Origin of the sequence: Paraburkholderia sp. J10-1, assembly GCF_905220165.1 — a bacterium.
GTDB lineage: Bacteria > Pseudomonadota > Gammaproteobacteria > Burkholderiales > Burkholderiaceae > Paraburkholderia.
The window spans coordinates 36,793-60,206 of the sequence record NZ_CAJMYW010000015.1 but is presented as its reverse complement, the minus strand read 5'-3'; the positions used below and the strand labels follow the sequence as shown (position 1 = coordinate 60,206).

Below are 23,414 nucleotides of genomic sequence, written 5' to 3'. Positions count from 1 at the left end.
AAGACTGTCCCGCAACGATCCAGGCGAAGCGCGCACCCGCGCGCCTCACGTTCGATGCACGGTCGCGCCAGTACCGCAGCGCAATCCAGAATGCCGCCAGAGGACCGGTCAATTTCGCTGGGCGCTATATCCTCGCGCAATGGGGCTGTGGAGCCGGTTGTGTCATGGCCGCCGCGATCGATACGAAAACCGGTCGCGTTACGTCCTTGCCGTTCACGGTGTCGGACTGGCCGCTCGATGTGACGGAGCCGCTAACGTACCGCTCGGATAGCTGCATGCTGGTTGTGCGAGGAAGCCGCAATGAACGCGAGGAACAAGGCACATACTGGTACGCCTTCGACGGCAAGGCGTTCCGGTTACATGCAACGGTTCCTTAATCGGGCGACGAGGCAAGTTGCGAGAGTGGCGCGCGCCTGAACGCGCCCGCCTGAGCCGCGCCGCCCGTGTTGCCGTAAGGTGCGCTGACCCGCTGCGCGTTGACTACATCCTTATGTCACGCCTGCCTTTTAGGCGGCAGCGGCTGGTCGAGGCCGGGCTCGACCGGCGTGGGCACCGCGTCGCCTAGCGGCCTCGAAATATCGTTGTGCGGCGCACGATCTTTCTCGTCAGGGCTCTCCGCCTCCTCCTCGGCAGTCGGCAAATCGTGCGTCTTTGGCGGTAAAGGCTGATCGAGACCCGGCTCGGTGGGTGCGGGCACAGCGTCCCCAAATGGCTTGGGCAGATCCGTGCCGCGCGGCTCCGGTGCGTCTTGGGGCTGTTCGGGCTTGTCGGTCTGGTGGCTCATCGTTTCGACCTCCCTTTGCGATGGATATCGCATGGTCCATACACATCACGCACGGAACATGCCAGCAAACGGCGTGTACCAACTTCAGTAGAATGAGGGACACTCCGCGCCGAATCTGGCCGCAGACGAAGAATCACGCCCCGGAACACGCCTGATGCTGCACGCCCTCGATCGCCGCACCGCCATCGCATTCCTTGTGGCCGCAACGTTCTTCATGGAGAACCTCGACGCAACGGTCATCACCACCGCGCTGCCCATCGTCGCGCGACGCTAGCGAGCCTCCGACCCCTGACTCCCATCTTCGTCCACACCGATGCTTACTGTTGCGCTTCTCGTGTTCCCAGGCGTCCAGGCCCTCGACGTATTCGGGCCCACCGACGTTTTCTCGGAGGCCAATCGGCTGCTCGCTCCCGAGGAGCAATACCGGCTCGAGCTGATCGCAACGGAACGCGACACCGTGCGCTGCTCGAGCGGTGTGCGCATCGGCGCGGACCACCACTTCGACGAGGCACGCGGCCACTACGATCTGCTGCTCGTCGCAGGCGGGCCCTCGCTAGTGGAGCAACCGCTTCCCGATGCGGCGCATGTATGGCTGCGTGAAGCCAGCGCGCGCGCCCGCCGCTTCGGATCGATCTGCAACGGCGCGCTCACGCTCGGGCGCGCAGGCTTGCTCGACGCGCGCACCGTCACCACGCACTGGAACGACGCCGCCGCCCTCGCCGCGATGTGCCCCACCGCGAACGTCGAATTCGACCGCATCTTCATTCAGGACGGCAATCTCTATACCTCGGCGGGCGTGACGGCGGGCATCGATCTTTCGCTGTATCTGCTCGCGCAGGACCACGGTCCGGAAGTCGCGTTGCAGGTGGCGCGCCGGCTGGTGGTGTTTGTGCAGCGCGCGGGCGGCCAGTCGCAGTTCAGCCCGTATCTCACGCCTTATGCGGAGGCGTCGTCGCCGATTGCCCAGGTGCAGCAGTATGTGCTCGGGCATTTGAACGAGGATCTGGGCGTGGAAGTGCTCGCCGCCATAGCGAAGATGAGCAAGCGAAACTTCGCGAGAATCTTCGTGCGCGACACCCACGTGACGCCCGCCGAATTCGTCGAGAGCGCACGCGTCGACGCGGCGCGCGTCATGCTGGAAAACAGCACCGCGCCGTTAAAAACCGTGGCCTTCCGCTGCGGCATGCGCGACGCCGATCATTTGCGCCTGGCATTCAAGCGCAAGCTGGGCACCACGCCGCAGCAATATCGCGCGCACTTCGGCGCGGTTACGGGGAAGGGCAAACGCGCGAGCAAAGCGGATTCGTAGAAGAACCTACGCCCCCGCGCGCATCTCGCGCCGCACCGCCTGTGGCGGCACGCCAAAGCCACGCACGAACGCCTCGCGCATGTGCCGGCGGTCGCGAAAACCGGTCTCGCGCGCGATGACGTCGAGCGGATGCGTGCTCTGCTCGATCATGAGCCGCGCCGCCTCGAGGCGCAGCCCCTCCACGGCCCGCGCGGGCGACTGCCCCGTTTCTGCCGTGAATACGCGGCTAAACTGGCGCGGACTCAGATGCACGGCTTCGGCGAGTTGCTCCACCGTGAGCGCGCTGCTGAGGTTGCGGCGCGCGTAGTCGAGCGCGTTCTGGATGCGGTCGGATTTGGGCGCGAGCGCGAGCATTTCCGAATGCTGCGACTGGCCGCCCGAGCGACGCTGATACATGACGAGCTTGTGCGCGACCGAGCGCGCCACTTCCGCGCCAAGGTCGCGCTCGACCATGGCGAGCGCGAGATCGAGCCCCGCCGTCATGCCCGCCGAGGTCCAGACCGGCCCGTCGACGATATAGATGCGGTCGTCTTCCACGCGCACGTCCGGAAAGCGCTGCCGCAAATCGCGCGCGTAGATCCAGTGTGTGGTGGCGCGGCGGCCGTCGAGCAGGCCCGCCTCGGCCAGCACGAACCCGCCCGTGCAAATGCCCGCCACCCGGCGTGCGCGGCCGCTCGCGCGGCGCAGGAACGCCAGCACCGCGGGCTCTGCAGCCACGGCAACCGGATCGTTCACGCCCGCCACGATCCAGGTGTCCACGCGGCTGCGCGCGGGCGCGGGCGTACGCTGCGTGTCCACGCTCATGCCGAGCGACGAGCGAACCGCCCCGCCCTCCATCGAATAGTTCTCCATCGCGTAGAACGGCGAGCCCGCCACCACGTTCGCGTATTCGAAAACGCTTTGGGTCGCGAGCGCCATCACCTGGAACCCGTCGCTCAGCAGGTAGCCGATGCGGTGCATGTCCTACTCCCGTCGTTGCATGTCCTAAAACACGACCATATACGTCATTTGCGCCACGGTCAATCACGGCCAGAATGCATTCACAGCAGCGCCAACTCGTACGTTACCTAACCACTCGCGCCGCTACACAAAGGAGTGCAATCATGACCCAGCCATCTCATCGCGGCACCGCGCTCGTCACCGGCGCGTCTTCCGGTATTGGCGCCGTGTACGCCGCAGAACTCGCCCGCCAGGGCTACGACCTCGTGCTCGTCGCGCGCAATCGCGACCGGCTCGCCGCGCTCGCCGAGCGCATCACGAGCGAAACCCAGCGCGACGTGGAAGTGCTCGCCGCCGATCTCAACGACCGCAACGACCTCGCCGCCGTGGAAGCGCGCCTGCGCGACGACGCGAGCCTCACGCTGCTCGTGAACAACGCGGGCATCGGCACGCACACGCCGCTCGTGGAGAGCGATGTCGATCACATGACGCGCATGATCGAGTTGAACGTCACCGCGCTCACGCGGCTCACGTATGCGGCCGTGCCGGGATTCGTCGCGCGCGGCAATGGCGCGATCATCAATATCGCCTCCATCGTCGGCATCGCGCCCGAGATCCTCAACGGCGTGTATGGCGGCACCAAGGCGTTCGTGCTCGCGTTCAGCCAGTCGCTGCATCACGAACTGGCGGCCAAGGGCGTTCGCGTGCAGGCGGTGCTGCCCGGCGCCACGGCTACGGAGTTCTGGGAGACGGGTGGACTGCCGCTCGAACATCTCGACAGTGCGATCGTGATGTCGGCGCAAGACATGGTGAGCGCCGCGCTCATCGGCTTCGAGCGCGGCGAAACCGTGACGATTCCTGCGTTGCACGACGTGGAGCAATGGAACACGTTCGAGACGGCTCGCCGCGCGATGTCCGCGCATCTGTCGAGCAACACGCCCGCGGCACGCTATCGCGTTGCGCAGTGACGTTCGCGTTCGAGTCAGGCGGGGGCTTGCCCCCGCAAATCACGCTTCCCGCTTGGTCCGCCCGTATAGCAGCAGCATCGCCGCAATCACCACGCCGTAGATGATCTGGCGTCCGGCCTCCGGCATCTGCGCGACCGAGAGGATCGATTGCAGCAGCGTGATGAGGATCGCACCGGCCACGGTGCCGAGGTACGAGCCCCGGCCACCCAGGATGGACGTGCCGCCCAGCACCACCGCCGCGATTGCGGGCAGCAGGTAAGCGTCGCCCATCGACTGCGCCGCCTTCGACGCATAACCCGCGAGCAGCACGCCGCCGAACGCCGCGAACGCACTGCACACGGCGAACGCAGCCACGGTCACGAGCCGCGTATCGATGCCGGAGAGGTAGGCGGCGCGCTCGGTGTTGCCGATCGCGTAGAGCGTGCGGCCGAAGGTCGTGCGCGAGAGCAGGAACATCGTCGCGGCCCCAATCACCACCCACAGCGCGACGGCATTCGGCACGCCGGGCACGAGCCAGCCCGCCGCGAGCCATCGCATGACTTGCGGCGCGGAATCCTGCGGCGACGATCCCCCCGTGTAGACGATCATGATGCCCTGCGCAACCGCATTGGTCGCGAGTGTCGCGATCATCGATGGAATGCGCAGGAGTGCGACGAGAATGCCGTTGACGATGCCGATCAGCACGCCACAACCAATGCCAACGGGAATCGCGAGAATTTGCCCGAGTTCGCCGTGCCCTGACACCGCGCACGCCATCATGGCACCGACCGTGATCGTCCACGGCAGGGACAGGTCGATGTGGCCAAGCAGAATCACCATCATCAGCCCGGTCGCAATAATGCCGAGAAACGCGCCGACCTTCAGTTGCAACAGGATGTATTCCGGCGACGTGAAGTTGCGCGAAAACATCCCGCCCACGAGCAGCAGCGCAATGATGCAGCCGAACGCAATCACGATCGGCTTGTCGATCTTGCTCGTGAGCCTCGACACGAACGTGGTCCGAGTGCTTGCCGAAACGCCGCTCATTGGAACCACTCCAGACGGTTGCGCACGCTGAACAGCCCACACGCGCCAATCGCGACAGCCAGCAGAAGAATCACGCCCTGGAATAGCGGCTGCCACAGCGCGTCGACGTTGAACACGAACAGCAGGTCGCCGATCGAGCGAAACGCGAACGCACCGAAGATCGCGCCAATCGCACTGCCCTTGCCGCCGAGCAGCGACACGCCGCCGATCACCACGGCGGCAATCGAAAAGAGCGTGTATGAGTTGGCGCTGCCGAGGCTCGCTTCGCCGGTGTCGGTGAAGAAGGTCAGAAAAAGGCCGCCTATCGCGGCGAGCAGGCCGGCCAGCGTGTAGCTTGCGAACTTCGCGCGGCGGATCGGCATGCCGGAGAGGAAGGCCGCGGGTTCGGACGAACCGGTCGCATAGGCCGCCCGCCCCACTGCCGAGCGTTTGAAAGGAATCCAGACGATTGCCACCGCCGCAATAAGAATCAGCAGGCTCGTCGGCACAACGCCTGCAACCTTGCCGGTCAGAACGTCGGCGAGGTCCTCGTTGATCGTGCCGCCCGGCACGGGGCGCAGCAGCAGCGCGATGCCGTAGTAGACGGCGCCCGTCGCGATCGTCGTCACGATCGGCTGCAAGCGCCCGAAAATGATGATCACGCCATTGAGCGCGCCGCACAGCGCGCCTGCCGCGAGCACGCCCACAATGCCGAGCGCGCTGTGCAGCGCGTCGCCCGTGACGATCCACGAGCCAATGCAATTCGTCAGCACGAGCATCATGCCGATAGAGAGATCGATGCCGGCCGTGAGCACGACGAGCGCCTGGCCCATCGACACCAGTGCGAGCAGCACCGCCTTGTTCGCAGCGGTCTGAAACACGTTCGCCGACAAACTCGACGGATAGTTGAACAGATAAATCGCGAACATCAGCACGAACAGGCCGAACGCGAACGCCGTCCCGCGATTTTCCGCATACCAGTAACGCAGCCCGCTCATGGCGCGACTCCTGTGGAGGGCGTTGCTTGCGCGATTTGTCCAACCGGCAGGTCCAGCGCGCTGGCGATCAGGTTCTGCTCGGTGATCGCCGCCCCGACCAGTTCCTGCTTGATCCGGCCTTCGTACAGCACGAGCACGCGGTCGCAGCAGCCGATCAGTTCGTCATAGTCGGTCGAGTAAAAGAGAATCGCGGCGCCTTCGTCGGCAAGCCGCCTGAGCAACTGATAAAGCTCCTGCTTGGTGCCCACGTCGATGCCGCGCGTCGGGTCGCTGAGGAGCAGGATTCTGGGCTTGCGGATCAGCCACTTCGCGATGACCACCTTCTGCTGGTTGCCGCCCGAGAGCGCCCCCACCGGCGCGTCGACGCCATGCGACTTGATCGCGAGGAGTTCCATCATTCGGTCTACGAACGACTGCTGGCGCTCGCGATCGATGACACCCGCGGTGGACATGCGATCGAGTGCCGCAAACGAGAGATTTTCGCGCACCGACATCGGCAGCATCAGGCCTTCTGTCTTGCGGTCCTCCGGGATCAGCGCCATGCCGATTCCCTTGGCGCGCGCGGCAACCGGGCTGCCGATCGACACGGCCTTGCCGTCGATCTCGATCTTGCCCGCGCAACCGCGCAGCACGCCGAACAGCGCGAGCAGCAGTTCGCGCTGCCCCTGGCCGTCGAGGCCGCCCAGCCCGAGAATTTCGCCGCGCTGCAGCGAAAAGCTGATGCCTCGCAGCGTGTCGCTCCATGCAAGATCGTGACAGGCCAGAACCGGGGCGGCGGCGCTCGACGGCTCAGGCTTTTCGGCAGGCTTGTCCGGAAAAGCATGCTGGTACGTCCGGCCGATCATCATTTCGACGACCTCATTATCCGAACGCGTGCCCGCCTCGAAGCTCATCACATGACGGCCATTGCGGTAGACCGTGCATTCGTCCGCGAGCGCCTTCACTTCGTGCATGCGGTGCGAAATGAAGAGAAGCGCGAGCCCCTCTTGCCGCAGGCGCTTGAGCACCTCGATCACGCGCGCGACGTCGGCCGCGGTGAGCGCGGACGTGGCCTCGTCGAGGATCAGAATGCGCGGCGCGTGAGCCAGCCCCTTGGCCAGCTCGACCATCTGCTGGCGCGACAGCGGCAGGTCGCGGACTTTCGCGAGCGGATTGATGTCGGCCGCGCCCGCTCGTGCGAGCGCTTCCTCGGCCTGGCGGCGCTGGGCCCGGCGGTCGATCATGCCAAAGCGGCGTGGCGGGTTCGAAGCGAAGATGTTGTCGGCCACGCTCAGGTCGGGAATCAGCGACAGCTCCTGATACACACAGACAATGCCGGCCGCGTTCGCCTCGGCGGGCGACGCGAACGAGACCTCGCGGCCGTCGAGGTGCATCACGCCTTCGTCCGGCTGCACGACGCCGGACATCACCTTCAGCAGCGTGGACTTGCCCGCGCCGTTTTCGCCGAGGATTGCGTGAATGCGGCCCTTTCGCACCGCGAGGTCTGCGTGATCGAGCGCCACGGCGCCGCCATAGCTTTTCGACACGCCGGACATCTGAAAGAACGGCTGCCCTGCATCCTGCTGCATGCTTCGTCTCCCGTCACGTCGCCAGCCTTCACGCGTTCACTGGTTGCCCTGGCTCTGCTTCATGATCTCCTGCGCGGAGAAGTTGATGCCGCAAGTGGGAAACGAATTGCCGACGAAGAAGTTGTCCGACTCGTTCGGGAAATAGTTGGCGCCCGCCTTCAGCTTCGAGTCGTCGGTCACGTCGAGCGGCAGCTTGATCGCCACAGGAATCGTCTGGCCATCGAGCGCCGCGAGCGCCGTCTTGATCGCCACGGCCACCTGCGCGGGACCGCTGCCCGCCGACGTGCACTTCAGCCCCTGGGCGCCGTACTGCGCGCAGAACTTGCGAAAGCCGTTTTCCGTCTCGCCGCCGAACGGCACGAACGGATGTTTCGCATCGATCATCGCGCGCACGACACCGGTGTCGCCGCCTTGCGCCGAGATGCCGTCGAAATGGCCTTGCACGGCAATCGCGTCGGCGGTGGCCTTCTGCGCGACGGCGTCGTCCCACTTGCCGTAGACCTGCACGACGTTCCACTTCTTGCCGCTCTCGTCCAGTGTCTTCGTGAAGCCATTGTGGCGGTCGGTGTCGACCGACGTGCCCGCCACGCCGCGCACTTCGAGCACCTTGCCGCCGCTCGGCAGATGGCCCGCGAGCCACTTGGCCCACAACACGCCCAGCCCGTACTGGTCGACGTCCACGTTGATCGCGTCTTCGCTGTCGAGCGTATTGTCGAACGCGACCAGCACGACGCCGGCTTTCTTCGCGCGGCGGATCGCGGGTCCGAACGAAGCGGGATTCTGCGCGTCGACGATGATCGCGTCGTAGCCGGCGTCGATGAAGTTGTTGACAGCCGAGATCTGCGCCGGAACGTCCTCGCCGGTCGAGACGACCTTGAACTCCTTGAGCTTGGCGGCGACGTCCGGTTGCGCCGTATAGGCCTTGGCCGTCTTGATCATCTGGATACGCCAGGTGTTCGCGATATAGCCGTTCACGAGCGCGACACGGTACGGGCCGCTCTTCTTCGGATACTTGATGAACTTCGTGTCGGTCTTCCAGGGGACCATGCATGTGGGGTCGCTGGACGGGCCGGAAACGATCGATGCCTGCGCGAATGCCGCGCTTGCGCACAGCGCCATTGCCGCGGTCGCCGCCGCTCGAAGCACGTGGATTCCTGAAAGCATGTTGTCTCCTTTTTGTCGGATAGAACTGACTGCTTATGGATAACCGGCGCACCTGGCTTGCCGAAAATGGCCGACACCGTGTGCGTAACGCGGGGAATCTTTCTGGATGTGCTGCAGCGGGACTGGACCGGACACGCCGAACCAGCGGAATGACATCTTCAAAGGCGTCCCCTCGAAGCAAAACGACGGGCATGCGTGAACGCCACCCCGTCTGACAGTACTGGCATACCAATCTGCGCGCGATAGTGGTTTACCACTGGATGCGGCGCGCGGGCCAACTGGCGGGAATCGGGCGAAAACCCGCACCACGCCTATGCGTGGCGGTGCGCCAACTGGTGTACCATTTTGCCGAACTTCAGCCGCCGCCCGGCGGCTTCGACGCTTTCGAGAATCTGGATGGCCGATCTTTCGCATACGCCAACCGGTCGCGCCGCCGATGCGGACGCGGCCGACCGCTCCTACGTCGGCCTCGCGAAACAGATCTACGAGCTGATCGCGGCGGGCGAACACGGGCGCGCGCCGGTAGGCCCGCGCGAGCGCCTGCCTTCCGAGCGCACGCTCGCGGAGCGCTTTGGCGTGAGCCGTACGCAGGTGAGAGAGGCGATCATCGCGCTGGAAGTGCAAGGCGTGGTCGAGGTGCGCGTGGGCTCGGGCATCTATGTGGCCGAAGCGCCGGAGGCGCGCTCCATCGCGTTCGACCTGCCGCGCGGGCCGGGCCCGATCGAGACGCTGCGCGCGCGCGAAGTGATCGAAAGCGGCATCGCGGCGCTCGCCGCAACCGAACGCAAGGACTCGGACCTCGACCGCCTCTTCGCCGCGTTGCGCGCGATGCGCGAAAACATGGACGACAAGGCCGCGAACGAGGCCGCCGACCGCGAGTTCCATCTGGCGATTGCGGGCGCAACGGGGAACGACATGCTGCGCCAGGTGGTGAGCGCGATGTGGGACAACTCACGCGCCGACCCGCTGTGGCAGAAGATCGAGGAGCACTTCCATACGCCCGCGTTGCGCGCCGCGTCACAGAAAGACCACCAGCGCATCTTCTCGGCCATCATGGCGCGCGATGCCGATGCCGCGCGTGCGGCGATGCAGGCGCATCTCGCACGCGTGATCGGCGAATTCACCCAGGCGTGGCGTTAGCGCCTTATGCGGCCGCAGGCAGCGCGTGCGCGAGCAGCGCGCTTTCCTCGTGCGCAACAGCCAACGGTGCGTTGAACGGCGCCTCTTGCGGCATGTCCACCGTCTCGCTCACACGGAAGGTCGCCACGGCCTCGGCCATCTGGCTCGCCTGCTGCTCGAGCGATTCGGCGGCAGCCGCTGCCTCTTCCACGAGCGCCGCGTTCTGCTGCGTGACCTGATCCATCTGGCTGACCGCCGTCTCGACCTGCTCGATGCCGGCGCTCTGCTCCACGGTGGCCGAGGCGATCTCCTTCATGAGGCCCGACACCTTGTCCACCGACGCGACGATCTCGGCCATCGTCGCGCCTGCTTCGCCCACGAGCGAGCGGCCATTGCGCACGTCATGCACCGAGGCGTCGATCAGCGACTTGATCTCGCGCGCCGCAGCGGCGCTGCGCTGCGCGAGCATGCGCACTTCGCCCGCGACCACCGCAAAGCCGCGCCCCTGCTCGCCCGCGCGCGCGGCCTCGACCGAAGCGTTGAGCGCGAGAATATTGGTCTGAAACGCAATGCCGTCGATGATGCCCGTGATGTCCGCAATCTTGCCCGAGCTGCGGCTGATCTCCTCCATCGTTTCGATCACCTGTTCGACCACGCGTCCGCCGCGCTGTGCGACATCCGCCGCGCCTGTGGCGAGCGCGCTCGCCGCGTTCGCGTGCTGCGCATTCTGACGCACGCTCGACGTGAGCTGCTCCATGCTCGATGCCGTCTGCTCCAGCGACGCCGACTGCTGCTCCGTGCGGCTCGACAGATCGAGGTTGCCCGCCGCGATTTCGCGCGCGCCCGTATTGATGGCGTCGCAACTCGAGCGCACGCTGTGCACCGTGTGGCTCAGGCCGCCTTGCATGCGCCGCATGGCGCCAAGCAACTGGCCGATTTCGTTGCGCCCGCCACTTTCTATGTGGACCGAGAGATCGTTCGCGGCGATCTGGTTCAGCACTTCCACCGCCCCTTTGAGCGGCGCCGTCACGAGGCGGCGCAGCGCCATATGGGTTGCGACGACGAGCGCCAGCGCGCCTGTCAAGCCCACCGCCACCATCGCCATCACCCAGTCGTGCTCGCGCTCGCCCTGGTCGAGCGTCGCGCGCGTGGCGGCGTCCGCATTCGCGCGCAACGCACCCACGCTCGCCGAAAACTGTGTATTCGCGTTGGCGACGTCTCCGGCGGCGAGCGTGGCATATGTGGCCGTGTCGCCAGCATCGAGCGCCGTGGCCGCGCGCCGCAGCGTATCCGCGAGCGCGCTCCACGTAGAGAGCAAGGTGTCGCGCTGCTGGGCCGCCGCGGCATTGAACGGTGTGCTCGTGCGCAGTGCGGCGCTATGCTTTGCGGCCTGATCGAAGAGATCGCTTGCGTCCTGCTGCGCCCGCTTTTGCGCTTGCTCCCGCGCTGCTGCGTCGCTCGTTTCCTTCGCCGCCTGGTACGCGCGCGCGAGTGCCGTTTGCGCAAGCGCCGCGTCCTCGCGCAAGGCGAGCGCGAGTGCGTCCTGGCGCGCGACTTCGTGAATGAAACGCGCCGAGTTGTCGGCGCGGCCGATCATCAGGACACCTACCGCAGCGCCCACCACCAGCATCGCCGCGAACGTGCAGAGCACGACCAGCAGCCCGGTTCGAATCGTCAGATTACGCATGGCTCTCTTCCCGGTTCAGGGCTTCGACGTGGTTGGGACAGCGTCGCTGCCCATGCGGGCCAGCAGCATGTTCGCCTGCTCGATCAGCGTGGCGCGGTATTCACCGGGCAGCAGCACGTCGTCGGCCACGGCCATCGCTTCGCCGAGTTGCGCGCGAAACGCGAGGATCGTGCGCTCGATCTGCGCAGTCGACAATTGCGGCAACACCGCCTCCACGAACTTCGTCATCACCACCACGCTCGCGCCGAAGCGTGAGATGGCTTTGCCATGCGCGCTCACTAGCGCGGTCATCGATTTCAACAGCATCTCGTCACTGGTGCTCACGGAATTCTCCAGATACAACGGCCAAAGGGGAATTGGAAACGGCAGCCTTCAACCGGCCACGCACACTTCCAGCACGCGCGGCATCAATTCGGCGGGCGCGGGACGTGCAAGCAGATAACCTTGCGCGCGGTCACAGCCGATCTCGCGCAGGAACTCGAGTTGCCGCGGCGTCTCGACGCCCTCGGCCACCACCGTGACGCCGAGCGAGCGCGCCATCGCGACAATCGCGCGCACGATCGAGCGGTCGCGCGCGGCGCTTTTCTTCACCCGCGGCGACATGTCCGGCTCCGGCTCGGCCATATCCGCGAGGAACGAACGGTCCACCTTGAGCGTGTCGACCGGTAAGGACTGCAGATACTTGAAAGACGAATACCCCGTGCCGAAGTCGTCGATCGCGAGGCTGATGCCGCGGGCGGCGAGTTCCTGCAGCAACGCTTCGATACCGCCCCGGCCCGACGTCATCGCCATGCTCTCCACGAGTTCGAGCTGTAGGCGCGTGGGCGGCAAGCCCGTTTCGCTGAGTATGGTCGTCAGCTGATGCAGGAAACCGTCGTGCAGGCATTGCCGCGCGGAGAGATTCACGCTGATGCGGCCGAAGTCGAAGCCTTCGTCCAGCCACTCGCGCGCCTGGCGGCAGGCTTCGCGCAACACCCACGCGCCGAGTGGCACAATCAATGAGGATTCCTCGGCAATCGGAATGAACTGATCGGGCGGCACGAGGCCGCGGCGCGGATGCTGCCAGCGCACGAGCGCCTCGATATTGACGAGTGCCCCGCTCGCCACATCGAATTCGGGCTGATAGTGGAGCACGAGTTCGCCGGCCTCCAGCGCATGGTGAAGCTCGCTTTCGAGCACGATGCGCTCCATGGCCGAAGACGTCATCGGCGCGGCGAAGAAGCGGAAGTTGTTCTTGCCCGCGTCCTTGGCCTCGTACATCGCGCGGTCGGCCTGCATGAGCAGTTGCCGCGGATCGCGCGCGTCGTCCGGATACATGCTGATGCCGATGCTCGGCGTGACGAACAGCAGTTGCTCGCCAATGTGCATCGCGGCGCCCACGCGCGCGAGCAGCCCCTGGGCGATCTGCCCGACGTGGCGAATGTCCTCGATGTCCTCGATCAGCAGCGTGAACTCATCGCCGCCAAGACGCGCCACCGTGTCGGTCTCGCGCACCGCTTCGCGCAGACGCGTGGCGATCACCGTGAGCGCCTCGTCGCCCACGCCGTGGCCCATCGTGTCGTTGATGAGCTTGAAGCGGTCGAGGTCGAGAAACATCACCGCGACGCGCTTGCCCGAACGGCGTGCGCGCGCAAGCGAGAGCGTAAGGCGCTCGGTGAACAGCGTGCGATTGGGCAGGCCCGTCAAGGCGTCGTGCGTCGCGAGGTAGCTCAGGCGCTCCTCGGTCTCGCGGCGCTGCGTGATGTCCGCGAAGATCGCGGCGTAATGCGTGCAGCGGCCCCCGGGGTCGCAGATGCTGGAAATCGTCAGGTATTCCAGGTAAAGCGCGCCGTCCTTGCGGCGGTTCCAGATTTCGCCTTTCCAGTGGCCGTTTTGCTGAAGGCTGCGCCACAGTTCGCTGTAGAACGCCGAACCCTGGCGCCCCGAGTTGAGCAGGCTCGCGTTGCGGCCCAGCGCTTCGTGCTCCGTATAGCCCGTGAGGCGCGTAAAAGCGGGATTCACGCGTTCTATGGTGCCATCGAGGTCGGTGATCATCACGCCGTCGAGCGTCGATTCCACCACCTGGTCGGCGAGGCGCAGATTCGCGCGCGAAGCGAGCAGCGCGTCGTCGCGCTCGCGCAGCGCGATCTGCAGTTCGCGCACGAAACCATCTTCGATATCGTGCAGGATATGGGAGAGGTCGAGCAGGCCAGCGAGACTGCCGTCTTCGCCGATCACCCCCACGTGGCGCATGCGGTGCTCGACGAGATACTGACGCGCAGCATAGAGGCTTTGCGAATGCGCGAGCGAGCGCAGCGGCCGGCTCGCGCGCGCGCCGACCGTGCCGTCGAGCGCGCCGGCGGCCGCGAAGCGCACCACGTCGCGCTCGGTCACGATGCCGTAGTCGCCTTCGGGATAGCTCACGACCAGAGCGCTCAAGCGCCGCGCACGCATGCGCTGCATGGCCTCGTGCATGGCCATGCGCGCGTCGACCACGAGCGGCATCGCGGCGTTGACCGACCCGACGGTCTTCAGCCGCAGGAAGCATTCGAGCCCCTGATTCATGACCAGGTCGGTTTGCGTGACGATGCCGAGCGAGCGGCCAGCCTGATCCACGACGAGACAATGGCGGATGCCCTCGCGCTTGAAGCGCAGCGCGGCGTCGCGCAGGCGCGTGCTCGCAGGCAGCGCGCGCACCGGATGGCTCATCGCGTGACGGATGGGCAGCGCCAGCGCGGCGGCGTCTTCGCCCAGCGCGAGCGCGTCGTGCTCGGTCCAGATGCCGACAGGCCGCCCCATTTCGGTAATCACGATGGCGCTATAGCGCCGCTCGCTCATCATGCGCGCCGCTTCGCGAATCGGCACGTCGGGCCCGCAGGCAAGCGGCGGCCCTGAAAGAAGCTGCCCGATTTCCAGGTCCAGCGTGTGGTGTTGCATGTAGCGCCCCGAACCGCACTGCGATGTCTTTGTGAGATAGCGGGAAGCTAACAGCGGGCAAGCGGGTTTCAGTTGACGAAAATCAAGGTTCTAACCATCCGAGACTACGCAAACGTTTGCGTATCCTGTGGCACGAATATCAGGGCGGCATCATGTGTCGCGCGCTTGCGACAAACTTGATGCGCATAAACTTTTATATGTGGAGCCACATAATCTAGTTTACTGGACAGTTAAATCCATTAAACTGGACACTATGGATATCCACACCAACATCGCCCGCCGCCTGCGCGAACTACGCGACGCCAAAGGCTGGTCGCTCGAAGCGCTGGCCGAGCGCAGTTCGGTCAGCCGCTCGAACATTTCGCTCATCGAACGCGGCGAGAGCAGCCCCACGGCCGTCGTGCTCGACAAGCTCGCCACGGCACTTGGCGTCTCGCTGGCGTCGCTCTTCGAGGCGCCGGGCGACGAAGCACGACAGGTCCCCTCCCCGCATGCCGCGGCCCGCGATCAAGCGGTTTGGACCGATCCCGAATCGGGCTACGTTCGGCGCAATCTGTCGCCGGCCGCGTGGTCGCCCATCCAGCTCGTGGAAGTGCACTTTCCGCCAGGCCAGCGCGTGGCCTACGACACAAGCCTGCGCGACGCGGAAATTTATCAGCAGGTTTGGGTCATGGAAGGCGCGATGGAGATGACGGTTGGCGAGCGCCTGTGGCGGCTCGAAACGGGCGACTGCCTCGCCATGCGCCTCGACTGCCCTATCGTCTATCGCAATCCCACGAGCGAACCGGCGCGCTACGTCGTCGCGCTATGCAGGATTACTAACTGACCAGATTCGAATACACATGAGCGAAACCATCGAGATACGCCGCCTCACCGCCGAACAGGCGCACGCCGCCTCACCCGCGCTTGCGAATGTGCTCATCGACTGCGTGGAGGGTGGCGCCTCGGTGAGCTTCATGTGGCCCATTTCGCGCGATACGGCGCTTGCGTTCTGGCGCGAGGTCGCACAAGGCGTGGCGCGCGGCGAACGCATTCTGCTCGCGGCCGAAGACGCGCAGCAGCGCATCGTGGGCACGGCCCAGCTCGTGACGGCACAACCCGCGAACCAGCCGCATCGCGCCGATGTCGCCAAGGTGCTGGTGCATCGCGCCGCGCGCGGGAACGGCGTAGGGCTGCGCCTCATGCAGGCGATCGACGCGGCGGCGCGGGAAGCGGGCAAATCGGTGCTGGTGCTCGACACCGTCACAGGTGGCGTAGCCGAGCGGCTCTATGCGCGCGCAGGATGGCAGCGCGTAGGCGCCGTGCCGAACTACGCGCTGATGCCGGACGGCACCTTCTGCGGCACGACGTTCTACCACAAGCAACTGGCAAGCAGCTAACGTGGCAGGCTGCTAACGCGAAGCCGGTTCATCGTGCGTTCACCCAACCATGGGGCGACGGTACGAATAAAACCAGTACGAACGCGGGCACGGGCAGCACGCACTCATTTACCGTAATCGGCCACGTACCGGCGTGGCTCAATACGTGCCCGGTTTTAGAACATTGCCGATTGCCAACGCCAAACCATCGGGATTGTCATAGGCCATCATATGCTCGGCGTTGGCTACGAGTTCGACGCTACAGCCCGCTCGCTCGAATCGGGCAATATCCTCGCGCGTTGCCGTATCCGGAAGAATTACCCCTTTTCTCGTATTCAGCCTGGCGAGGTCTTCGAGCCAGCTTCCCGAGTTGTCTTCCAATGCGGACTTTGCCCATTGGTATAGGGCATGAGGCGACGCAACGGCAAACGGGCCCAGCCAGGCGTCATTGCCGCCCTCGGCTCTCAATTGCGCCCGAAGCTGCGCAAACCCGCCATTGACGAACTCCGCTTCGGTCGTCGATGCCATTTCCGACAGCCTCGCAATACCGTAATCGGTGAGACCGGGCGCACACAAGATCAGCGTTCTGAGCTTGCCTGGCAGGCATTTCGCCAGTTTCAAGGCAATGAACGCGCCGGCACTGTGAGCGAAGAGATTCACCTGCGTGAACGGCTCGGCCGCAACGAATTTTTCCAGAACGGCTGCCTGTGCCGTGGAGGTATAGGTTCCGTCCTCTGGTTTGTCGCTAAACCCCGCGCCCATGAGATCGACGAGTATCGATCTGCATTTCGAATAAGACCTGGACGTCACGACCGGCGGATAGTCGCTACTCGAAGCACATCCCAAGCCGTGAATAAAGACGAGCGGATCGAATGTGCTCGTACCGCAATGCATATCGATGTAACGAAGAATGTTGCCTCCGTCGTCTACGGTGAACGTATTCACACACCTCTCCACGAAGCGATATCGAACTCACGATACCCCAACGTGGAATACCTATGGAAATTCACTACACCTCTCATGACCTGAAATACGCTTTGGGACAGTGCGACGAGACCACAAAGCGACTCGCATCGCTCACGCATGCTCCACCGCGCGCAACGCCTCCGATGGCCGCATGCCGAACATGCGCCGGTAGTCGGTGGCAAACTGGCTCAGATGCCAGAAGCCCCAGGCCGCTGCAACGTCCTGCACCGAGCCGGCCGCGCGTCCGCACAGATCGCGCCGGGCGCCGTTCAGGCGCAGCGCACGCAGATAAGTGGCGGGCGCCATGCCGAGCACGTCCTGAAAACAGTACTGGAGCGTACGACGGCTCACGTGCAACTGCTCGCAAAGCTCCGGCACGCCAACAGGCCGCGCGCGATGCGCGAGCACATAGTCACGTGCCTGCGCGACGATCCAGCGGCGCCGCGAGGCGGGCTCGACAACCGCCTCGCCGCTAGTCGCGCAGGCATCGAACAGCGCGGCGAGCACTTCGGCCTGGACTTCATTGCGCTCGAACTCCGAAAGCGGGCCGTTTGGCGCGTGGGCATGCGCGTGTCCACCGTCGTCGAGACGCCTTGCGAGCAGCGAGCAAAGGCGCTCGATACGTGCGGCGCCAGCGTGCACGATGGGCGTGCCCGGCAGACGCTCGTCAAGCGACGCGCGCTCGACCGAAGCCGCATAGTGGCGCAGCACGTCGCCGCGCACGACCACGCCGTAGATCGAAAATTGCGCCGGCGTGAGCAGTTCGAATTCGACGTTGCCAGGGCGCAGCGCAAACGCGTTCGCGCCGATAGGCTGCGCGTCGATACGCGCATGACCTTCGCGCGCGACCGGAATGCCGAACCACCAGGCATCGCCGCGCACTTCGCACGCCTGCCGCAGCGTGTGGCTCGTGGTCTCGCGAAACACCTTCATGGTGTCGAGCGGCAACTCGGTGAGGGTGCCGACGAAGCGGCCCGCGGCGAGCTGGTCGTAGGTCTGACGCCACCCCACGAGATTGCGCGCCTGCTCGTCGGCGTCGTGCGCGACGCTGACCACCGCACGGCCTGCTGGCACCTCCGCGCCCAGCGCGTTGCGCCGCGTTTCCTCGGCCGTGGCTTCGGTCCGCTCAGCCAATTCGTTCATGGTTGCCTCCCAGCTCGCACTTGCATCTGTCGATTGTCGAATGATGCAAGAGTCGCGCCAGCCCGGGCAATATGCCGAAAGGCCAAATCGCGCGGCAAGCTGCTCCACGGCGGCGCAATGGCCTGTTACCGGAGTGCTCAATCACGGCACACGCGGCGACGCGCACCGCCGCGGTGCGTGAAGGGTCGCGCAAGGCTGCGGCGGGCCATATGGCATGCCGCACGCGGGCTCACGCCGAACCAAGCTGACTTGCCCCCGCATTGCCCGGCAACGTCGCGTCGCTATCGTCCTTGAGTCCGACGCCGGTCAGCCCGAGCCGCCGCGCGTGCGTGAGGAGGTAATGCAGCTTGTGAGCGGCGGCCTCGTAGGGCAGGCCTTCGGGCCGCACGTTCGAAATGCAGTTGCGCTGGGCGTCGTGGCAGCCCACTTTCGGCGCATAGGTGAGGTAAACGCCAAGGCTGTCGGGCGAACTGAGTCCGGGCCGCTCGCCTATGAGCATTGCAACGAGCTTCGCGCCCAGCAGTTCGCCAATCTCGTCGCCAAGCGCAACGCGCGCCTGGCGCGCAACGACCACGGGACCGATGCGCCAGCCTGCAAGGCGCGCACGCACGGCGAGCAGCAACGGAACGGCCTGCTTCGCCGCAGCGAACGCCGAAAGGCCGTCGCCGATCACGAACATGACTTCGGGCGGTTCGCCGTTCGAGGCGGCTGCGATGGAACCTGCCAACGCGGCCAACTCGGCCCGGCTCGCCTCCGACAAGCGCCGCCCCAGATCCGGCCTGCGCAAATAATGCTGCCGGTCGGGCGCCGCGCTCTCCACGCCGAGCGTTGCGAATCCCTCGGCTTCGAGCGTGCGCCGCAGGGCTTCGGCGTCCAGCGGCTGATGCACGGCGTCGCGCGCCTGCGCGTGCGAGAGATTGAACGCGAGCAGCGGCGCAGTGGGCAGGCCGTTGCCAGCACGCCCGAGCGCAATGCGCGCGTTCGTGAATGCCTTCAGTCCGCCCCAGGGGTTCTTTTCGACGGCGTCGCTCATGCGTCGATCCCCATCCATTCATGCGCGCCCGCGAGCAACGGCACGCGCGCCGAGCCGGGCAGGAGCGCGCCTTTGGAGTCGACGATTTCCATCGTCTCCAGCCACTCCTCGAATTCCGGTGCGCGGCGCAGGCCGAGCAGGTCGCGCACATAGAGCGCGTCGTGAAACGAGGTGCTCTGATAGTTGAGCATCACGTCGTCCGCGCCTGGAATGCCCATGATGAAGTTGATGCCCGCCGCGCCCAGCAGCGTGAGCAGCGCGTCCATGTCGTCCTGATCGGCTTCGGCGTGATTCGTATAGCAGATGTCGCAGCCCATTGGCACGCCCAGCAGCTTGCCGCAGAAGTGATCTTCCAGACCCGCGCGAATGATCTGCTTTCCGTCGTACAAATACTCGGGGCCGATGAAGCCCACCACCGTGTTGACCAGAAACGGCTCGAACTTGCGCGCAACCGCATAGGCGCGCACCTCGCACGTTTGCTGGTCTACGCCGTAATGCGCATTCGCCGAAAGCGCGCTGCCCTGGCCCGTCTCGAAGTACATGAGGTTGTTGCCGACCGTGCCGCGCTTGAGCGACAGCGCAGCCTCGCGCGCCTCTTTCAGCAGCGCGAGCGAAATGCCGAAGCTCGCGTTTGCTTTTTCAGTACCCGCTATCGACTGAAACACGAGGTCGACCGGCGCGCCCTTTTCGATTGCCGCAATCGTGTTCGTGACGTGCGTGAGCACGCAGGACTGCGTAGGCACGCGGTAACGCTCGCGAAAACCGTCGATCATCGCGAGCAGCTTCACGATGGCCGCGAGGCTGTCCGTTGCAGGATTGATGCCGATCATCGCGTCGCCGCAGCCGTACATCAGGCCGTCGAGCATCGAGGCGGCAATGCCCTTCACGTCGTCGGTGGGATGATTCGGCTGCAAGCGCACCGACATGCGGCCCGGCAATCCCACCGTGTTGCGAAAGCGCGTGACCACGGGGCGTTTTTTGGCCACCGCGATCAGGTCCTGATTGCGCATGAGTTTCGACACAGCGGCAACCATCTCGGGCGTGAGGCCCGGCGCCAGGCGCTCGAGCGTTTCGGTATTTGCTGCGCCGGAAAGCAGCCAGTCACGAAAGTCGCCAACACTCAGGTGCGACACAGCGGCGAACGCCGCTGCGTCGTGATCGTCGACGATGAGGCGCGTGACCTCGTCGTTCTCGTAGGGGACCAGCGCCTCCGAAAGAAACGCCTTCAGCGGCACCGCGGCCAGCGCCATTTTCGCGGCCACGCGCTCCTCTTCGCTCGCCGCCGCCACGCCGGCCAGCTGGTCGCCGGAGCGCAGCGGGCTAGCCTTCGCGAGCAGCGTCTTGAGGTCCGCGAAGCGGTAGGTGCGCGCGCCGATCGTCTCCGTATATTGCATGTGATGGACTCCTGCAAATCTCGCGGCTCACTCCTCGAGCAGCGCTTCACCCGGCATGGCGTCGCGCTGGCTGCGCGTGGCGAGGAAATAGCCATAGCCGAGCGCGAGAAACACCACGAACACTCCCGCGACCAGCGCATTGAAATACACCATCGTGCCGAGGCAAACGACTGCGGCCACGAGCGCAAACGCCGGAAAGTACGGGTAAAGCGGCGCGCGGAACGGCCGGTCCATGGCCGGCTGCATGCGGCGCAGCTTGAAGAGCGCCGCCATGCTGACAATGTACATCACGATCGCGCCGAATACCGACATCGTGACGATGTTGGCCGTGAGCGTCTGGCCGCCGAACTGGATCAGCTCGTCGCTGTAGATCGCGGCGATGCCCACCACGCCGCCCGCGAGAATCGCGCGATAAGGCGTCTTGAAGCGCGGGTGGATCTTCGCGAGCCACGCGGGCAGATAGCCTTCGCGGGCGAGCGCGAAGATCTGCCGCGAATAGCCGAGGATGATGCCGTGAAACGAGGCCACGAGACCGAAGAGGCCGAGCCAGACGAGCATGTGCATCCAGCCGCTGTGCTCGCCCACGATGAACTTCATGGCCTGCGGCAGCGGGTCGTTGATATTGGCGAGCTTGGTCCAGTCGCCCGCCCCGCCCGCGAACACCATCACGCCCACGGCCAGCGCGACGAGCGTGAGAATGCCGGCCACGTAGGCGATGGGAATCGAGCGGCGCGGGTTCTTCGCTTCCTCCGCAGCCATGGCGACGCCTTCGATCGCGAGGAAGAACCAGATGGCGAACGGAATCGCGGCGAACATGCCGTTGAACGACCCAAGCGAGAAGTGGTCGCTACCGGACCAGCCGCCCTTCATGAAGTTGCTCCACGCGAAACCCGGCGACACCACGCCCATGAACACGAGCAGCTCGAAAATGGCGAGCAGCGTGACGATCAGCTCGAAGGTCGCGGCGATCTGTACGCCCACGATATTGAGCGCCATGAACACGAGATACGCGCCCATGGCCGCGTGCTTGGGTTCGAGCCCGGGGAACTGCACGTGCAGGTAGGCGCCGATCGCGAGCGCGATGGCGGGCGGCGCGAACACGAACTCCACGAGCGTGGCCGCGCCTGCCAGGTACCCGCCGGTCGGGCCGAACGCGCGGCGGGCATAGGCGAAAGGCCCGCCCGCGTGCGGAATGGAGGTGGTGAGTTCAGTGAAGCTGAAGATGAACGTGGTGTACATCGCCGCGACGAACAGTGCCGTGACGACGAAGCCGAGCGTGCCGGCGCTGGCCCAGCCGTAGCTCCAGCCAAAGTACTCGCCCGAAATCACGAGGCCGACTGCGATGCCCCACAACTGCCACGTGCCGAGCGTTTGATTCAGTGCCGGCGCGCCGGCCTTGCCGCCCGCTGCGGGGCGTGCGTTCGACTCGCGTTGCATGGTTCTCTCCCTGTGGATGGCCCGGGCGGCCAGCCCTGGCCGCCACGGATGCGTGAAACCATGCTATTGGGTCATTAATCGACGTGTTATCGAAAATCGGCAAATCGTGGCTGCGGCGCAGCACATGCGGCTGCGCGCTTCCTTGCGGCAACCTTTCGCGCGTTGCGCCTACAGCAACGGGTCCATCAGCGCGACCTGCTGCGCGAAGCGCTGCTTGTCCTCGCCTTGCAAGGGGTCACGATGCGGCAGGTCGACGGTGAGCGGATCCTGCGCGACCTGATCCACGTGCACCTCGTAGTGCAGATGCGGACCGGTCGCCCAGCCCGTCGCGCCCACATAGCCGATCACCTGCCCCTTGGTCACCGTCTGCCCGGCCTTCAAATGCTTCGCAAAGCGCGAGAGATGCGCGAAGGTCGTGGAGTAAGGGCCGAAGTTGTCAAGCTTCACGACCTTGCCGTAGCCCGTTTGCCAGCCGGCGAACATCACGGTGCCGCGCGCGGTCGCGTGAACCGGTGTGCCCACGGGCGCCGCGAGATCGACGCCTTCGTGCGGCTGGATGCGGTGCGTGACCGGATCGAGCCGTCGCAGCGAGAAATGTGAAGACACGCGCGTGAACGTCACGGGGAAGCGCAAGAACGACGGCATGGCCGCGTGGCCATCGGCGGAATAGTAAAACGCCTTGCCCGCGAGGTTCCGATAGAGAAAAAGATCGTGCGAAACGTTGCCGTTCGAGATGCGGATCGCAACCGGCGTGTCGGGGGAAGACTGTGCGTCTTGTGTCGCGCCGGCATTCGAAGCGCTCACGCCGCTTGAATCTTTTGCGCCGTTTTCGTCGTTTGTGCTGTTCGCATCGTTGCGAAACACGAAGCGGATTTCGCTGCCGCGTTGCAGATCGCGCCGGAAATCGAGCCGGCCCGAAAATGCGCGCGCCAGCCGGGCCGTCGTCGCCGCGTCCAGGCCGAGACGCTGCGCCGCCTCCGAGAAGCTGTGCTCGACCACGGCGGTTTCCACACGAAACGCCGGCGCGCTTTCGCTCGCGGACGCCGCATCATGCGCCGGCGCGACAGGCGTCACCGTCGCCGCGCCGGATAGCGGATCGTCGGTCGCAACGTCCGCGTGTCTATGTGCTAGCCACGCGGTGCTCGTCAAACCGATTGCGGACACAACGATGAGTTTCCCCGCGAAGCCCGGGGAGGCCGCTATTGCACGAAAAGCCATGAATCGAATGACGGATTGCAGAGCAGAGAAACGCAAGCGAACGCCGCGCTACTCAAGGTGAAATCGGAAGTGAGATCGATGACCGCTTCGTTCGATTAGCGAGCATCGATGATGCGAAGCGCTTCAAAATAAATGCCCTTTCTTAAACGAAACTTAAGACAGGTCAAAGAGCAGAACATTCTTCCGATTTGCTGAGCAATGGCTCCCGGGAACGCCGCTTGCTAGATGCCACGGCGCAGAAAATGCGTACCTGTACGCGAGTTTTCTGTCACTTTTATAAAACGGGAAATGCTACCGAAAACAGTTTATCTGGATACCTTATTAATTTCCCGAAATGACACGCCGAATGCAATCAAGCCTGTTATCCGTTCAATCGCGATCGCTCCCCAAGGTAGACGCACCCAATCG

General features: G+C 65.0%; 21 protein-coding genes. 6 read left to right on the top strand and 15 right to left on the bottom strand.

Annotated elements, in window-relative coordinates; all coding sequences use genetic code 11:
- Window positions 1–164 precede the first annotated feature (164 nt).
- On the top strand, window positions 165–377 hold the full coding sequence (locus U5A65_RS32305; protein ID WP_321915031.1) for a hypothetical protein: 213 nt from the start codon (window positions 165–167) through the stop codon (window positions 375–377).
- Window positions 378–493: 116 nt separating this feature from the next.
- Here U5A65_RS32305 and U5A65_RS32300 read toward each other — a convergent pair whose 3' ends face one another.
- Window positions 494–784 (bottom strand): hypothetical protein, encoded by a 291-nt coding sequence (locus tag U5A65_RS32300; RefSeq protein WP_321938889.1) that lies wholly within the window; start codon window positions 782–784, stop codon window positions 494–496.
- 313 nt (window positions 785–1,097) lie between these two features.
- Here U5A65_RS32300 and U5A65_RS32295 point away from each other — a divergent pair, with 313 nt between their 5' ends.
- A complete protein-coding gene (locus U5A65_RS32295) occupies window positions 1,098–2,093 on the top strand; it encodes a GlxA family transcriptional regulator (RefSeq protein WP_321948894.1) in 996 nt (331 codons plus the stop codon).
- A gap of 6 nt (window positions 2,094–2,099) precedes the next feature.
- Here U5A65_RS32295 and U5A65_RS32290 read toward each other — a convergent pair whose 3' ends face one another.
- Entirely contained in the window at window positions 2,100–3,053 is a 954-nt protein-coding gene (locus U5A65_RS32290; RefSeq protein ID WP_321915034.1) for a GlxA family transcriptional regulator, read from the bottom strand.
- 143 nt (window positions 3,054–3,196) lie between these two features.
- On the opposite strand from U5A65_RS32290, the gene U5A65_RS32285 reads away from it, so the two are divergent.
- Entirely contained in the window at window positions 3,197–4,000 is an 804-nt protein-coding gene (locus U5A65_RS32285; protein WP_321915035.1) for an SDR family oxidoreductase, read from the top strand.
- Between the two features lie 39 nt (window positions 4,001–4,039).
- Here the strand turns inward: U5A65_RS32285 and U5A65_RS32280 are convergent, their stop codons facing one another.
- The 4 genes from U5A65_RS32280 to U5A65_RS32265 are packed head-to-tail and all read right to left on the bottom strand — an operon-like array spanning window position 4,040 to window position 8,735.
- Window positions 4,040–5,026, bottom strand: a complete 987-nt coding sequence (locus U5A65_RS32280) for an ABC transporter permease (protein WP_321938883.1) — start codon at window positions 5,024–5,026, stop codon at window positions 4,040–4,042.
- A complete protein-coding gene (locus U5A65_RS32275) occupies window positions 5,023–6,003 on the bottom strand; it encodes an ABC transporter permease (RefSeq protein ID WP_321938881.1) in 981 nt (326 codons plus the stop codon). The genes U5A65_RS32280 and U5A65_RS32275 overlap by 4 nt, the downstream gene beginning before the upstream one ends.
- Window positions 6,000–7,571 carry a sugar ABC transporter ATP-binding protein gene (locus U5A65_RS32270; protein ID WP_321948893.1) on the bottom strand — a complete coding sequence of 524 codons (1,572 nt, stop codon included), beginning with the start codon at window positions 7,569–7,571 and terminating at the stop codon, window positions 6,000–6,002. The genes U5A65_RS32275 and U5A65_RS32270 overlap by 4 nt, the downstream gene beginning before the upstream one ends.
- Before the next feature lie 36 nt (window positions 7,572–7,607).
- A complete protein-coding gene (locus U5A65_RS32265) occupies window positions 7,608–8,735 on the bottom strand; it encodes a sugar ABC transporter substrate-binding protein (protein ID WP_321938877.1) in 1,128 nt (375 codons plus the stop codon).
- A 396-nt stretch (window positions 8,736–9,131) separates the two neighbouring features.
- On the opposite strand from U5A65_RS32265, the gene U5A65_RS32260 reads away from it, so the two are divergent.
- Window positions 9,132–9,875, top strand: coding sequence for a FadR/GntR family transcriptional regulator (locus U5A65_RS32260; protein WP_321915040.1), 744 nt, complete (start codon window positions 9,132–9,134; stop codon window positions 9,873–9,875).
- Window positions 9,876–9,879: 4 nt separating this feature from the next.
- Here U5A65_RS32260 and U5A65_RS32255 read toward each other — a convergent pair whose 3' ends face one another.
- The 3 genes from U5A65_RS32255 to U5A65_RS32245 are packed head-to-tail and all read right to left on the bottom strand — an operon-like array spanning window position 9,880 to window position 14,457.
- Window positions 9,880–11,541: a methyl-accepting chemotaxis protein gene (locus tag U5A65_RS32255; protein WP_321948892.1), complete on the bottom strand. Its 1,662-nt coding sequence runs from the start codon at window positions 11,539–11,541 to the stop codon at window positions 9,880–9,882.
- A gap of 15 nt (window positions 11,542–11,556) precedes the next feature.
- A complete protein-coding gene (locus U5A65_RS32250; RefSeq protein ID WP_321938874.1) occupies window positions 11,557–11,865 on the bottom strand; it encodes a hypothetical protein in 309 nt (102 codons plus the stop codon).
- Between the two features lie 48 nt (window positions 11,866–11,913).
- Window positions 11,914–14,457 carry an EAL domain-containing protein gene (locus tag U5A65_RS32245; RefSeq protein ID WP_321948891.1) on the bottom strand — a complete coding sequence of 848 codons (2,544 nt, stop codon included), beginning with the start codon at window positions 14,455–14,457 and terminating at the stop codon, window positions 11,914–11,916.
- A gap of 253 nt (window positions 14,458–14,710) precedes the next feature.
- On the opposite strand from U5A65_RS32245, the gene U5A65_RS32240 reads away from it, so the two are divergent.
- Window positions 14,711–15,283, top strand: coding sequence for an XRE family transcriptional regulator (locus U5A65_RS32240; protein ID WP_321915044.1), 573 nt, complete (start codon window positions 14,711–14,713; stop codon window positions 15,281–15,283).
- 16 nt (window positions 15,284–15,299) lie between these two features.
- Window positions 15,300–15,836 carry a GNAT family N-acetyltransferase gene (locus tag U5A65_RS32235; RefSeq protein WP_321948890.1) on the top strand — a complete coding sequence of 179 codons (537 nt, stop codon included), beginning with the start codon at window positions 15,300–15,302 and terminating at the stop codon, window positions 15,834–15,836.
- A gap of 138 nt (window positions 15,837–15,974) precedes the next feature.
- On the opposite strand, the gene U5A65_RS32230 is transcribed toward U5A65_RS32235, so the two are convergent.
- From U5A65_RS32230 to U5A65_RS32205, 6 genes are all read right to left on the bottom strand, one after another.
- On the bottom strand, window positions 15,975–16,760 hold the full coding sequence (locus tag U5A65_RS32230) for an alpha/beta fold hydrolase (protein WP_321948889.1): 786 nt from the start codon (window positions 16,758–16,760) through the stop codon (window positions 15,975–15,977).
- A 132-nt stretch (window positions 16,761–16,892) separates the two neighbouring features.
- Window positions 16,893–17,924 carry a helix-turn-helix domain-containing protein gene (locus U5A65_RS32225; RefSeq protein WP_321938866.1) on the bottom strand — a complete coding sequence of 344 codons (1,032 nt, stop codon included), beginning with the start codon at window positions 17,922–17,924 and terminating at the stop codon, window positions 16,893–16,895.
- Between the two features lie 229 nt (window positions 17,925–18,153).
- Window positions 18,154–18,957 carry an ethanolamine ammonia-lyase subunit EutC gene (gene eutC / locus U5A65_RS32220; protein WP_321948888.1) on the bottom strand — a complete coding sequence of 268 codons (804 nt, stop codon included), beginning with the start codon at window positions 18,955–18,957 and terminating at the stop codon, window positions 18,154–18,156.
- A complete protein-coding gene (locus tag U5A65_RS32215; RefSeq protein WP_321915049.1) occupies window positions 18,954–20,351 on the bottom strand; it encodes an ethanolamine ammonia-lyase subunit EutB in 1,398 nt (465 codons plus the stop codon). Before U5A65_RS32215 ends, eutC begins: the two co-directional genes overlap by 4 nt.
- Before the next feature lie 27 nt (window positions 20,352–20,378).
- Entirely contained in the window at window positions 20,379–21,788 is a 1,410-nt protein-coding gene (gene eat, locus U5A65_RS32210; RefSeq protein ID WP_321915050.1) for an ethanolamine permease, read from the bottom strand.
- A 168-nt stretch (window positions 21,789–21,956) separates the two neighbouring features.
- On the bottom strand, window positions 21,957–22,952 hold the full coding sequence (locus tag U5A65_RS32205; protein WP_321948887.1) for a M23 family metallopeptidase: 996 nt from the start codon (window positions 22,950–22,952) through the stop codon (window positions 21,957–21,959).
- Window positions 22,953–23,414 lie beyond the last annotated feature (462 nt).